Here is a 15,697-nt window from a genome sequence, read left to right as displayed (position 1 = left end):
ATCAGAATAATACCGCAAAATTAAAAAAGGTATTTTAAAAGTGATTTTTAAAATACCTTTTTTAATTAGGAAGTCTTTACTAACCAACAAGCAGAACAAGTTCCTGCGATGCCATTCCTTCGACCTCCACTTTTACTTTGAGCTGTCCCCGCATACGCCCTGCCTGTACTACTATTTGGGCACGACCCAAATAAGTGGGTAAAGTATGACTGCTAAAACGTTCACTACGACGCATCTCGCCACTATCTATCCCCATCAAACGTCCGTTACCCTCCACGGTCACTTTCACTTGTCTGTCATCTATCCGTATGGGGATGCCTTGTTCATCATATAAATTCAAAGAGATATGAGATAAATCCTGCCCGTCAGCCTTTAACTGTTCCCGATCCGCTTTCAGAGTAAAACGGACAGCTTTATTTCCGGAAGTCTGTATACTGTCACGGCACACTTCTATCCCATCTTTATACCCTATCACCACCACCTTACCCGGACGATAAGGTTGATTCCATTTAATCGTATTATTTATATAATCCCGTGGCTTTCTAGGTCCATATACCTTTCCTCTAGGATCTATCAACATCACTTCGTCACAATTAGACGGCGTTTGAATCTGCATGACACGCGCATCCTGATAAGGAAAAGTCCAATCGTGTACCATTCCCGGTGCTTGCCAATGGTCTTTACCCGGATCTTCATCCAAATTATAATCTATGACATAAAGTCCCAAAAAAGGCTTCTCATTCCACAAAGCCCGAAAATATCCTCCTCTAGGTTTTTCAGACATACACATGTCAAACGGAGCAGAAGGCCATCCCTTACTAGGCCAACCTGAACTCTCCCCAATATAATCCACACCGGTCCACATGAAAGAGCCACAAATATATTCATGTTCCATTACATAATTCCATGGATTTTTCTCATCATAATCACGTGAATCAAATTCACGTATGCTACTATAATAAGGATAGCTCTCACTGATCAGGCAAATACGTTCCGGGTATTTCTTTTTATCATAAATCAACCGAGGTTCCATATAATTATACCCTAGTACATCTGTCACCGAAGCAAATTTATCTTCAAATCCCGGCTGCAAAGCGAGCATAACAAGACGGCTCGGATCCAGTTGATGTACAAAATCCTGCAACATACCAGCACGTTCAATCCCTGTATCATCTTTTAATTTTGCCTCAGCCAACTCATTACCTATACTCCACAAGATAACAGAAGGATGATTACGGTCACGAATTACCATATCGCTGATATCCTGCTGCCAGCTAGAATCAAAAAATTCTTCATAATATCCCGATTTCCATTTATCAAAAGCCTCATCTATAACCAAAAAGCCAATAGAATCACAATAGTTAAGAAATTCCGGAGAAGGAGGATTATGCGAGCAACGGATAGCATTCGTGCCAAATTCCTTTAAAATAAGCAAACGGCGTTCATAAGCCCTATCCGGTACAGCCGTTCCCAAACATCCTGCATCCTGATGAAGGCACATGCCTTTCAGCTTAAGATGTTTGTTATTGAGAAAAAAACCCTTGTCTTTATCAAATTTCACTGAACGTATTCCAAAAGGAGTCAGATATTTATCAATTGTCTTTCCTCCTTTTTTTATAATGGTTTCCACCGTATAACGATAGGGAAAATCCAAATCCCATAATTTAGGATGGCTGACTAACAAATTCTGAACTACTTCAGCTGTTTTTTCTTTATCAAGTTTCAACGTAGTCCGGGCCATCACCTCTTTACCTTCTGCTTTTACAATTTTTCCATCACCATCCAACAGGCGTTGCTGGACAATCACTGTTGTCGGTAACTCCATGGAGTTTTCGATAGTAGTGACAATCTTGACCGTTGCCTGGGATTCAGTTATCTCCGGTGTCGTAACATAAGTTCCCCACATTTTTACATGAATAGGGTTAGTCACTTGCAACCAGACATGCCGATAAATGCCGGAACCAGTATACCAGCGAGAAATTTCTGAATGATCTACCTTGATTTTCAAGTCATTACTCTCTCCATATTTCAGGAAAGGGGTCAGATCTGTTTCAAACGAAGTATATCCATAACGATGATAAGCAATCTCCTTTCCATTCAAAAAAATAGTAGCTTTATGATAAATACCATCAAAAACAAGACTAACTTTTTGATTTTTGTAACTCGCCGGAATCATAAAAGATTTGCGATACCAACCTATGCCACCCGGCAAATAACCACTCGCTCCTCCTGCTTTTTCATCAAAATCCAACTCCACACTCCAGTCATGCGGTAATTGTACCTCTCTAAAATCTCCATTTTCTCCTAATCTAAACTGCCAGTCAAAGTCAAAATTCTGCCGAATGCGATTAGCAGCCCCCGGCAAATCAAATACAAATATGCACAAAATGGCAATAAGCAACTTTTTATTTTTCATAAATAATCTACTTCTCTATTTTCCGATAAAAAGAGGGTGTGCCACATAACAAAGCAATTATCAAAAATAGCTTTTGACACACCTCTTTACCTTTTCACCTTCAAAACTAACTTTGTTTAACTTATATACTTAATATCCCTCATTTTGTTTATATAATCCCGGAGTCACATTTAATTGATTCAATGGAATAGGATATAAATAACGTCCTGTCTTTACATTATTCTTATCGGTACCATCCGGATTATGATAACTATCAAATAAACTTTGAATTTCCGTTTGCCATTCCCCCCAACGCACCAAATCAAACCAACGCACTCCTTCTCCCATTAATTCTATTCTACGCTCCCGTTTTATCAATTTCAAAGCATCTGCAGCACTTACCGTATTCACCTCATCACAACCGGCTCTTTTACGGATATCATTCACATAAGCTACAGCTTCCATTATTTTACCTTCTTCAACCAATAACTCAGCATACATCAACATCATATCTTCCAAGCGTAAAATAGGAAGATTTACAGGCCAGTCATTATCGTCTTTCATTGTGACTTCCGGAGTCAGTGACATCCCAAGTTCCGCTATCTTCCGTTTACTAGGCATAAACTTATAAAACATTGATTTTGTATAAACATCCACTTGCGAACCATCTTCCAAAATCAATTTCTCTTTTGTATTCGTATAAGCCGGATAATTAGGCTCTGCCTCATATCCTGTCAGAACAGAAAAACCATTCCCTCTTCCATCTTTTTTCCCATCAGAATAAATTTTATCAAATTCATACATCAAACTCTTTTCCACATAAATTTCATTTCCAAAGATTCTTCTATTCGTATAGGAAGGAGGTAGAGCCATACTGAAATTAAACAAAGCGCTGTTGCCTGTTCCTCCCGTACGATACTGAATAGCAAAAATAGAGTATTTATTATAATAATCCGTGCTCGGCATCCACTGCTTTCTCCATTCATCAAGTGTCGGAGCCCAATATTTATTCTGATTGGATTTTGAGTAATTCAACACAATTTCCAATTGCTTTTTAGCTAATATCTTGGCATCGGAATCATAATATGGGAAACCCGCCAAAGTCATATACACACGTGCCAGCATAGCTTCTGCCGCCATCTTGTCCGCACGCCCCTGCAATACAATCGAAGTTCCATTCGCACTCACCATATTTTCTTTTAGAGGAAGCATCGTCTGCGCATTAATCAAATCAGGAACCACTATATTATCCAAAACTTCCCGTGCAGACGATTGAGGTACTTTCTTCACTTCACTAGGCGATAAAGGAGCATCAATAATCGGAACATTACCAAAAAGGCGTGATAACTCAAAATAAGCCCATCCTCTCAGAAAATAGACTTCGCCCATAAACTGCTTTTTAATCTTATCATTCGATTCAAAGTTACATCCTGCTATTTTGGCAATAGCAGTATTCGCATCATAAATTACTTTATACCATGTATTCCATACACTATTAAAAGTTGCCAAATCACTGGTAGCTCTGAATGTGCTTATCTCTGAAAAATCTCTCAACCCATTAGGTCTTGGTTCTGTCCATGCATTATCCGAACGACATTCAGACATCAATAAATACTCTGAATTGGCAAGTTCACGCAAATCGGAATAAATACCTACCACCCCTTGTTCAGACTGACTGGGAGTCTGATAGAAACCATCAGAGGTCATTAAATCAGCAGGAGGAGTTTCCAAATAATCATCGCACGACATAACAAAGAACATCAATGCACTCAATTGCAATATATTTTTTAATTTGAACATAGCTCTATATTTTTATTAGAAATTAACGTTGATACCCAAAGTGTAAATTCTCGGTGAAGGATAACCACCATAGTCCAATCCCAAAGCACTGCTACCTCCGGGTGAGGAACTGGCTGCCGTATTGGCCGCCTCCGGAGAGTACCCTCCATAATAACTATCCCATTTAGCCAGATTTTCAATGGATACATATACACGTGCATAGGAAATAAATTTAGGATTAATAGGTAATTTATACCCCAAAGTCAAATTCTTGATACGCAGATAATTGGAAGAATATAACCATCGGGAGTCTAACGTAGCACCTGTAGTAGAACTTAAAATATAAGGTACTTTTCCATTGCCCGGCTCATCTTCCGACCACCATGCCTCTCTCCAATGTCCTAAAGCATTCCCTTTAGCCCCCATACCCGGACGGTCAATGGCACGTCCCAATACACCAAAAATCTTTCCTCCTGTCTGAGCTGTCATCAAGATAGACAAATCAAAATTTCTGTAAGTAAAAGTATTCGTCATTCCAAATACTAATTTAGGAGTAGGACTACCTAAATAGTCCCTGTCATTATCTTTATCGAACACACCATCATTATTTACATCTTTGTATCGGATATCACCCGGTACAATTTGTTTTCCTTCAAAAGTAACCGGCTTTCCTCCATGGGCAGCACTATAAGCATCAATTTCAGCTTGATTTTTCCATACACCTATTGCATCATACATATAGAATGTATTAACAGGCTTTCCCACAGTCAGAATATTAGACGGATTGTTCTTATCAAATCCCGAATATACCGGAGTATTATCTTTCCCTAGAGCTTTCACCTCATTTTTATTATATGACATATTGAATGACGTACTCCATGAAAATTTTCCTGTGAGATTATGCGTATTCAATTCGATCTCAAAGCCTTCATTATGGATATCTCCTAAATTATCCCAAACGGTAGTAAAACCGGAAGCTCCTTCCACAGGTACCTGATATAACAAATCAGTCGTATTCTTGGTATACCAATCCAGCGACAATTGAATTCTATTATTGAAGAATCCTAAATCAAGCGCAACATCAGTACTATGTGTTTTTTCCCAACCTAAATCAGCATTACCTAAAGAATTTGCCTTATAACCGGGAGCACCTGCATAATTTCCTGCAGACAAAGTAGGATAAGCAGCCGTGTTACTGATAGAATTATTACCGGTCACACCATAGCTAGCCCTCAGCTTCAATGTATTCCACCAAGACATTCTCCAATTTTTAAAGAATTTCTCATTTGACACTAACCAACCTCCGGAAACAGCCGGAAAGATGCCCCACTTATTGTTAGCTCCGAATACGGAACCGCCATCATAACGCAAACTACCGGACAACATATAACGTTCTGCATAATTATATTGCAAACGTCCAAACACAGACAACAATTTATTCGCTGTTTTCTCTGTTACCGTATTAGTTCCTGCTGTAACTTTCGAACCATCAAAGGAACCTGTTATGGCATCATTGGGAAATGGTTTGTTAAAAGATTGGGCCGTACTGAAACCAAGATTACTCTGTTCGGAAGAAAAACCCGCCATTACACTAATTCCATGATTGCCAAAAACATGGTCATAATTTGCAAGAGCCTGCAAAAGAGTACTCCATTTTCTTTCCGTATTATGCCCCCCCGAAGAGTTTTGTCCTTCTCCCTGCGCCCAACTACCGGTTGTACTAGTGTACTTATAATCATTTCCATCCAAATCATAATAATTAGCCGAAGCAGAAAGTTCTACCCTGAAATCTTTAAACGGAGTGATACGTACGAAAGCATTCCCAACCAAACGCATCATTCTATTCTGTTTGATATTCTTCTCCATATTATAAACCGGACTCGATGTGCTTCCCGCCCAAAGATAATAGGGATTCGGATCAACATTTGTCATATATCCTACCCCCGGTTCCGATACCGGTGTAGCATACAAAGCCTGATGTACCTGGGAATCCTTACCATTTGCCTGTCCGGAACCATCCTGCACAATATACGTAGGAGCCATATTCATACCTATTGTAAGATATTTGTTTATCTTTGATTCAATATTGGCACGAAAAGAGAATCTTTCATATCCCGTACCGGTAACGATACCAGCCTGATTCATATATCCACCTGAGAATAAATAAGATGTGTTTTCCGTCCCTCCCGAAACATTCAAACTATAATCCTGTACGATAGAGTTACGAAAAAACTCATCCTGCCAATCCAACAGGCTAAGTTGTTCCGGATTGGGAGTATAAGTATGCGCATTCCTCATGTCATCTCCCAAATAGTTAAACCAACGTTCATCAAAAACAACCAGATAAGAGTTTGCCGTACCTGCCTGAATTCCGAGATTAGACAAACGTGTGGCATTATCATCCTTTATACTGGCACTAGTCAAACCCAATTTCTTCGCTTCCTGCAAATAGTTTGCATCATTCCATCTCAATTTAAATTCCATCCATTCCGTCGCATTAAGCACATCCATTTTTTTCTCTAATGTCTGTACACCGAAACTAGCATTGAACGCCACCTTCGCTTTTCCACTCTTACCTTGTTTAGTACTAACCAAAACAACTCCATTGGAACCACGTGAACCATAAATCGCAGCAGAAGCAGCATCTTTCAAAACTTCTATGGAAGCGATATCCGAAGGATTCAATCCGCTCAACGTATTCATAGGCACCCCATCAACCACATAAAGTGGATCGGAATTTGCATTGACAGAAGCCGCACCGCGGACACGGATCTGCATATCGGCTCCCGGCTCACCTGTTGTATTACGTACTGTCACTCCAGCCAATTGACCTTGCAAAGCATTCTCTGCACGAGCCAAAGGACGATCCTCTATTGCCTTAGAATCCATTTTGGCAACCGCACCCGTCAAAGTGCTTTTCTTAACCGAGCCATATCCTATGACTACCACCTCATCCAATGTCTCAGTATCTTCTGACAATACCACCTTAATATTGTTCTGTCCCTTAACTGATACATCTGAAGTTTGATATCCGACAAAACTAATCTGCAAAATGGCATTGTCGGCCACATTCCTCAAAACAAAATTACCGTCAAAATCGGTAATCGTACCATTAGTAGTACCTTTCACCAATACACTGGCACCAATTATGCTCTCCCCTTTTTTATCAAGCACCACGCCCGATACATTCTTAACCTGAGCAAACAGGGTCATCGCAATTACCATAAGAATACCAAAGGAAAGCATCCTTTTAAAAGAATGCATACTTCCCGATAGTTTGTTCTCCGAGTCTTTCATTTGTAATTAATTAAAGTTATACATAAAATCTAATCCCTTCATTTCTTCATCAAGGAACATGGCAAAACTAGATATAATGCCATGAATAAAAAATAGCCGGAACAGCCACAAACCTCTGAAAATATGGAAAAGAATCTACATAGATGGAAAATAGTATAAACAGGGCAAAAAGCGCGATTTATTCAAGCTTTTATAAGTTTGGAGAAACGACTGTGCAGATAAAAAAAGGCTCCTGAATTGTTCTTTCCAGACTAAGGAATCTCTCTATATCACAACCATCCGCCTTAATGAAAAGAATCAAGCCGTACAATTTTCCATTGAATAAAACAATAAATACAGATACAATTGACTGTTATTGTTTTTCTTTGTCATCCACATAATATGAACCAAATGAAAAACTTATTTATGAAACAATTACTATCACTCCTGTTATGCTTGAGCATAATAGTACCCTCAATGGCAAAAAAAGAACAAAGAAAACAAAATGTGTTTCCTGATGGTACTCCTATCTCCGAATGGTTTCTCCAAACTAAAGTGGTCCATCCTGACTCCTTAGGAAAAAAATACGACCTTTCCGATTATGGAATTGAAAGCAATCCCCATATCGTTCAAACACAGAAAATACAAAAGATCATAGACGAAGCGGCAGCCAATGGCGGTGGGGTCATTTACATCCCTGAAGGAATTTATAAAAGCGGTTCCCTCTTTTTCAAACAAGGGACTCATCTTTATTTGTCAAAAGGCGCCACCTTACTAGGTAGTGAGAACATTATGGATTTCCCTCTCCTCATGACTCGCATTGAAGGTGAATACTGCAAATACTTCGGTGCATTAATCAATGCCGACGGGTTAGATACCTTTACAATTAGCGGCAAAGGTACAATTGACGGAAACGGCACTCCCTACTGGAAAGCTTTCCGCCTACGTCGCGAATGGAATCCTCAATGTACAAACAAGGACGAAATGCGACCACGCCTACTTTACATAGCTCATTGCCGTAATGTGCAGGTTGCTGATGTGACTTTACAGAACTCTCCTTTTTGGACCAGCCATTATTATCGCTGCGATAAAGTGAAATTACTCAATCTACGAATTTTCTCTCCTATCAAACCTATAAAATCAGCTAGTGCGGACGGTATAGATATGGATGTATGTACCAATTTTCATATTAAAGGATGCCGGTTTACTGTAAATGATGACGCCATCTGCTTTAAAGGTGGAAAAGGACCTTATGCCGATCAGGATACTTATAACGGTCCCAATAAAAACATTCTAATAGAAGATTGTTTCTTTGATCATACTACTGGCAGTTGCATGACTTGTGGCAGCGAGTCCATCCATGTCTATAATGTATTAATGCGCAATTGCAGAGCAGAAGGCGGTAATGAACTACTTCTATTGAAAATGCGGCCTGATACTCCGCAACACTATGAATACATCACAGTAGAAAATGTAAAAGGCTTCTGCAAGGCTTTACTAGGAGTTTCGTCATGGAAACAATTTTATGACTTGAAAGGAAGAACAACGATTCCTAAATCCTACGGAAGCCATATCACGATGCACAACATAGAACTGAAATGTGACAAATTTCTAAATGTGAATAAAAATGAAGCTGAGTATGAGTTATCCAATTTTTCATTTAAAGATGTAAAGATCGAAACTAAATTTTCCCAATGGAATAAAGATGCTTTTCACAATATTCGTATGAAAAATGTTATAGTGAATGGCCAATACCAGCAATAATTTAAATTTAAGGATCTTTTCCTTATTGTTATCTTGTAAACAATAAGGAAAAGATCCTTAAATTTTTCTCCATTCCAAATCACTTATTTACATTCACTCATAAAAAATCAGTAAACATCTTCCACTTTATAAGCTACTATCCAAAGCATCCGGCCTTAAATACCTTATAATTTCATATGTTGATAAACTCTTTCTTAAACAGAAGATTCAATTTCATATTAGCAATGATTTAGTTGCATATTCCTTCTATAGCTTTAAAACATTTTAAATATCAAGTTATATTTGCCTGGGATAGATATATCAAAACTTTTTTTATCTTAAAATGTTCATAATATATGGAAATGCTATTTTTACTAAAGAATTTATACCGTGATCCTCTTGCACTATCCAGATTCAGCCAATTCAGATATCTTCATATAGGCAAGGGAGAAATTATCCAAAATCTGAATGAAAACCATGAATTCCAAGTTTGTTTTGTACTAAAAGGATCTTTATGTCTCTTCAGAGATCAAATGGAATCAATGCCTCTGATAGCAGTGCAAAATGAATTTTTCTTTATCAGCAGCTTACATAAATGTAAAATCAAAACAATGGATGATGTACAACTCGTCATCCATGCATGTAATATTGTGGCCCCTTATCTACATAGCAGAATAATAGAATATCTACAAGACATATCCATCGAAGAAGTAAAACCGGTAGAAGTTCTTCCCATTTATCCGTTAATACGTTCCTACTTGGATTTGCTGGTCGATTACATGAAAAATGGAACAGAAATTCCCGACTTACATCGAGCCAAAGAATATGAGCTGTTCTCATTATTTAAAATTTGCTATAGCAAAAACGAAATTGCCTCCATTTTCCGTTATGCCCTTTCGAATGATCTTCAGTTTTTCGTATCCGTCATGACACATTACAAAGCTTGCAGAACTGCCAAAGAATTAGCTATTCTATGCGGATATAACGACCTTATTTTCACACAGTTATTCAAAAAAAACTTTCATGGAGATACACCATATCAATGGTTACAAAAGCAAACATCTTATGAAATTGAATTCAAGTTAAAAGAAAGTACCCTACCCATCAAACAAATAATGTTGGACTATCATTTCAAGACATTTTCCCATTTTACGACCTACTGTAAAAGGAATATTGGAGCCACTCCTAACGAAATACGTAAAAAAGGAGAAGAATCAAAAGGTACACCTCCTCTCGAAACATATTCTGTTTCCGCAAACGATTAAACAAACATCCCGCATCCTAAAGATTATGAATATACTTATCTCCATCATACATACTGAAGCTAAGAATAAGTTTGTTTCCTGATCTCGGTATATGGATCTATTTTAAGAGTTTCTATACGTCATATAAAAACAAATATCACAAAACTTAATCATAATCCACCATCAATATATGAAAAAACTTATCACATATACTCCTTATGTAAAATCATATGAAGTATCTACCATTTAAAACTATCCAAAAACGAACATTAAGAAAAATAGGAAACCTTTTTATGCAGATATAAAAGAAAAGATTGATTATATGCAAACAAATCTTTTAAATACGCAACTTCTTTTTAGCACCAAATATAGAACTTTGCACCTAAATAAAATGTGAATATTATTATAATGTAAATCGCACACAGTAGAATAACCTAAAATATAAAATTGCATGAACACCCCCGACGATACAGTATTCAATAAAGCAGAACTGAGTTTATCAAATATGTAACAACAAAAAGTAATTCATTTTTAATTATTTATAGTCATGTATACAAAAAAGAAATGCAAAATTTATGTATTATCAGTGCTACTTTGCACATTTTTTTTCTCGTGCAGCAGTATTGATTTTGAATTACCCCAAGGTCCTCAGGGAACCAATGGCAAATCCGCTTATGAGATATGGAAAGAAGAAGTTGAAACCGGTCATATAAACTGGCCTTCCACCCAAGTTGATTTAGCAGACTTTTTAGTTTATATAAAAGGAGAAAAAGGAGACAAAGGAAAAGATGGAATGTCTGCATACGATCAATGGAAAATCCTGATCACCCAAGGTAATGTCACCAACCCTCATGACCCTTCGCTCATTTGGCCCTCTTCAAAAAATACAGAAGCCGATTTTTGGGATTTTCTTAGCGGAAGAGACGGACAATCACCTCATATTGGTGAAAATGGAAATTGGTATATCGGCAATAAAGACACAGAAATCAAAGCTATCGGCAAAGATGGAAAGAATGGAATTAATGGAAAAGACGGACTTTCCGCTTATGAATTATGGAAACAATCTGTTGCTGACGGCAATATAAATTGGCCCAAAAACCAAACAACAATGGAACATTTCTTTTTATATTTAAAAGGGAAAGATGGTGAAAATGGTATTACTCCACATGTTGGTGAAAATGGTAATTGGTACATTGGCAATCATGATACAAATTTTCCCGCTCAAGGTCAAAAAGGAGAAAATGGTAAAGACGGAGCATCCCCTTATATTGGTCCTAATGGAAACTGGTGGATCAATACATCCGATACAAAAATAAAAGCTCAAGGAGAAAAAGGAAGCGACGGCTTAACCCCTTTCATTAAAGACGGATACTGGTGGATAGGCACATCCAATACAGGGATTGCAGTGCAAGGCCCCAAAGGAGAACAAGGTGATAAAGGAACGGACGGACTTACCCCGGTTATAAAAAATGGGAACTGGTGGATAGGTACTACCGATACAAAAATAAAAGCTCAAGGAGAGAAAGGAGATGATGGCATATCTCCCCATATAGGTAATAACGGAAATTGGTGGATAGGTACTACTGATACAGGAATAAAAGCTCAAGGAGAAAAAGGAGTTAACGGAGCATCTGCATACGAATTATGGGTGAATGATGTCAAAAATGACAAAATCAAAGACAAAAATAATTCAGCATGGGCCAAAGATAAAATTACAATGGCAGATTTCTATACTTACCTCAGTGGAACAAATGGTAACAATGGAAAATCCACTTATGAACTATGGAAAGAAACTGTAGGAACAGGCAATATTAATGATCCTAAAAATCCAGGACAAAAATGGCCTTCTGACAAAGTTTCAGAATATGATTTTTTCAATTATTTAGCCGGTAAAGACGGAATAAACGGAAGCAATGGTTTGTCAGCACATGAACTGTGGAAAAATGACTTAGCTAAACGTTGTGGTACAACAGACGCACTTATCGATCACAAAAATGGTGGAGTATGGAACTGTGAAAAAAATACGTTAAATGATTTTTATGACTATCTACGCGGAAAAGATGGCAAAGACGGAGAAGATGGCAAAGACGGCAAACCCGGAGAACCAGGAAAACCGGGAACAGAAGTTACCATCATTAAGGGTATACCTAATGTTATTGCACAATATTCTCAATCAGAATATGGTGAATATGTACGCACAACTGATGGAGGTGTACTCTATAAAGTATATGATGAAACTGGACAAATCGCACCCAAAGCTCAAGTAAAAGGTATGCCGGGTATCAATGCAGAAAAAACTTACATAACCAATGAAAACGGAGAGTTTATTGTACCTAAAGAAGATTTACCCGAAATACAAGACATAAACTTACGCTGGGGAACGGTAAAAGAAGTAACCCTAGCCGGAAAGACACCGCAAGAATCCGCTAAAAACACATATGTTCCCAATAGAGTACGCATGAGAATGATCCTTCGCGATAATTCAAATTCATTATACGATTATCAGTTTCTATATTTCTATATACAACGAAAAGTTAATCCGGAAGACCAATGGCAAAATATCCCTTCTTATTTACCTAATAGTGGTTCAAGGAATTTAGACGCATATAGAGTCTCTGATAAAAATAATCCCAACAGTATTTTGTCAGACAAAAAATTATATTCAAGCCAAAATTCTAGTTCAAATAATGGAGGATATTATTACTATATTTATACCTATCGGTTCATTCAAGAAAATCCCGGAAAATTCAAAAACAATCAATCTGAATATTGGGATGGAAGTGACGTTTATTACACTGTAAAAGCTAGAGAGCCTTATTATGGAGAAACTTTCCAATGGAATGGTATTTGTTTATTAGCTCCTTATCAAATGGGACCTACGCTAAAAACATTAAAATTAAAAATAATATCCAATGGAGAAGCACCCAGTTTCTCATCTGCAGAAGGTGAATTGGATTTTTCAAAAATAGACTTTACAAGAATTTACAAATCATCGACCACACGTGTCGTTAAAGAAAATGGAATGGACTATGTAGAACCGATAGCTTATACTGAAGAAGAAGCCAACAAACTTAAAATGGCATATATCACATTCAGATATACCTCAACAGCTGGTTCACAAGAAGCATCAAGTTCTAATAACAGATCTTCTGCAGAAGTTCCAACGTTCAAAGTATTCGCACCGTTTTTAAATTCATCCATATACATTGACAATGGCAATAGTTCATATTTCTATAGATATTATCAAGGTTATCTCCGAAAAGGAAAGGATGAAAAAACATTTATTATTGAAAACTATAACAGCTCTTATGAGTTGCCCGAAGTACAAGTTATCTATGAAGAATAAAAATATGAAGAAAATATATATACATAAAATCCATCTCATACTATGCTTTACCTCAGTATTATGTTTCGGTTTACCTATAAATGCACAAAAAAGCGCAAAGAATGGAACAACCGATAATAATAAAAAAGCATGGGAAATAGGTATAGGCGCAACCGGACTTCAAATGACACGTTTTAATGTTATTAATTTCCATACTAATAATAAAGGCGGTTACACTGTAGGTACTAACAAAAAAGATTTCATTTTCGGAGGAAATCTATATTTTGCTCGTGAACTTAACTCTCATTTTTATCTAGATTTACAAGGAACATTAGACTACAGTTCCGATCCTGTCCGTAACGGTAAGGAATCAAGATGGCTAGGTATGACAGGAATCGGTTTACAGTGGCGCCTAGGTGAATATTTCCATTCAAATTATATTGATCCTTTTCTTCGAATGGGGGTCAACTATATGTACAAGAATTTTAAGATCAATTATAAGGGGATGGAAGAATTCAACAGTGAGGAGATGGGATGGAATCTGTCAAATGATTATACTAAAGAAGGGAAGGATAAACAAAATCTTATCCCTATTTCATTGGGAATAGGCGTGAATATGTGGCTTAATGACAACATTGGCATAGGACTCCAAGGAGACTATCTCATCATGCCATACAAACATATAGCCAATTCATGGCAAGGAAGCATTCGATTGATGTGGCGCATTGGTGGTAAATCCCTAAAAGTCAAACCGGAAATTCAATATGTGGAAAAAATCATAGAAAAAGAAATAGAAAAACCTATAATCATGAAACAAATTGTAGAGACTCCAAACCAGCCCAATGTTTTATATGATTTATTCAACAATATCTATTTTGAGTTTGATAAAACAGAAATAACTCCTAAAGCAGCTACTATCATTGATGAAATAGCTCAAATTATGCTGACAGACACAAGCAAAAAATATCTCATTACAGGATGTACTGATGCAAAAGGATCATCACAATACAATATGGAACTATCCCAAAAACGTGCAGACGCTGTAGTCAATGCACTTATAAAGAAAGGAGTTCCCAATAAAATGTTAAAAGCAAAAGGAGTGGGCGCAAAAATATCTTATGCATCTCAGAATGCTCCCAACGAAATACGAGAAGGAGATCGTAAAATTATAGTTCAAATCGTTACAAATATGGATTATTGGAATTATATACCATAAAAAAATTTCCCCTCTATCAAAACGGCATATATTCCTATATCGTGGAATATAGCCGTTTTGCATGTTTCTAAGAAAAGTTCGAACCATGTATACCCTCACTGCATATATAACAGGTTTATTATAAACTATTTATGTAGTAAGGATAAAAATACTTGCTCTTATTCATGTTCTCATACTCTCACAACGTTTTGAAGCATATTTTTACATAACATCCTTGTTTTCAGCTATATATTCTTTTTTTATAAATTGTTTCGGCTTGATATAAAGTAGGGTATTTTAGGCTTTTTCCCCACAAAAAGTACACATGAAAAGTTTGTACCTCCACAGAATGACGGTTTACGATGTATTGGCAGCAATAAAAAAGATCAAGACGTTTTTAAAAAAGTTCCTGTTATTTTTTAAAAAGGTCGTCTTCTTTTTTGAAAAGTTCTTGATCTTTTAAAAAACACTTTTTGGGCATGAGGATATCACATATGTACGCATAAGACTGTACGTACACATATATAACCCTGCACATACGTATGTATAGTTCCATGCAAAAGTATGCTTTCTGATGCGAAATGAAAACAGCTTTGCAACACTCTCCATATTTTACAGGTGATCCGTAATAAGGTACACCGAAAGAATACTTTGATATGCCTATTTTTACTATACATCAAAAAATAAAAAATCCCCGTAAAGTATTAATTTACAGGGATTTTCTTTGTTTTACAATTCTT

The 15,697-nt window shown here is 37.0% G+C and carries 7 protein-coding genes; 4 read left to right on the top strand and 3 right to left on the bottom strand.

Features of this window, described 5'->3' with window-relative positions; genetic code table 11:
* Positions 1 to 79: 79 nt before the first annotated feature.
* From AB5935_RS08965 to AB5935_RS08955, 3 genes are all read right to left on the bottom strand, one after another.
* On the bottom strand, positions 80 to 2,416 hold the full coding sequence (locus AB5935_RS08965) for a glycoside hydrolase family 2 TIM barrel-domain containing protein (protein WP_007836862.1): 2,337 nt from the start codon (positions 2,414 to 2,416) through the stop codon (positions 80 to 82).
* Between the two features lie 129 nt (positions 2,417 to 2,545).
* On the bottom strand, positions 2,546 to 4,195 hold the full coding sequence (locus tag AB5935_RS08960) for a RagB/SusD family nutrient uptake outer membrane protein (RefSeq protein ID WP_007836860.1): 1,650 nt from the start codon (positions 4,193 to 4,195) through the stop codon (positions 2,546 to 2,548).
* Between the two features lie 15 nt (positions 4,196 to 4,210).
* Complete coding sequence (locus AB5935_RS08955) at positions 4,211 to 7,471, bottom strand: SusC/RagA family TonB-linked outer membrane protein (RefSeq protein ID WP_008652984.1); 3,261 nt, start codon at positions 7,469 to 7,471, stop codon at positions 4,211 to 4,213.
* A gap of 405 nt (positions 7,472 to 7,876) precedes the next feature.
* Between AB5935_RS08955 and AB5935_RS08950 the strand changes: the two genes are divergently transcribed.
* From AB5935_RS08950 to AB5935_RS08935, 4 genes are all read left to right on the top strand, one after another.
* On the top strand, positions 7,877 to 9,214 hold the full coding sequence (locus AB5935_RS08950) for a glycoside hydrolase family 28 protein (protein WP_007844769.1): 1,338 nt from the start codon (positions 7,877 to 7,879) through the stop codon (positions 9,212 to 9,214).
* Between the two features lie 335 nt (positions 9,215 to 9,549).
* Positions 9,550 to 10,458 carry a helix-turn-helix domain-containing protein gene (locus tag AB5935_RS08945; protein WP_007836855.1) on the top strand — a complete coding sequence of 303 codons (909 nt, stop codon included), beginning with the start codon at positions 9,550 to 9,552 and terminating at the stop codon, positions 10,456 to 10,458.
* 526 nt (positions 10,459 to 10,984) lie between these two features.
* On the top strand, positions 10,985 to 13,783 hold the full coding sequence (locus AB5935_RS08940; protein WP_038608774.1) for a hypothetical protein: 2,799 nt from the start codon (positions 10,985 to 10,987) through the stop codon (positions 13,781 to 13,783).
* Between the two features lie 4 nt (positions 13,784 to 13,787).
* On the top strand, positions 13,788 to 14,978 hold the full coding sequence (locus tag AB5935_RS08935) for an OmpA family protein (protein ID WP_038612192.1): 1,191 nt from the start codon (positions 13,788 to 13,790) through the stop codon (positions 14,976 to 14,978).
* Positions 14,979 to 15,697 lie beyond the last annotated feature (719 nt).

The sequence above is a fragment of the Phocaeicola sp. RTP21198st1_B8_RTP21198_201120 genome, assembly GCF_040929485.1.
GTDB classification, from domain to species: domain Bacteria; phylum Bacteroidota; class Bacteroidia; order Bacteroidales; family Bacteroidaceae; genus Phocaeicola; species Phocaeicola dorei.
Note: the sequence above shows the minus strand (reverse complement) of the source record. Positions and strands in the feature narration are given on the sequence as shown.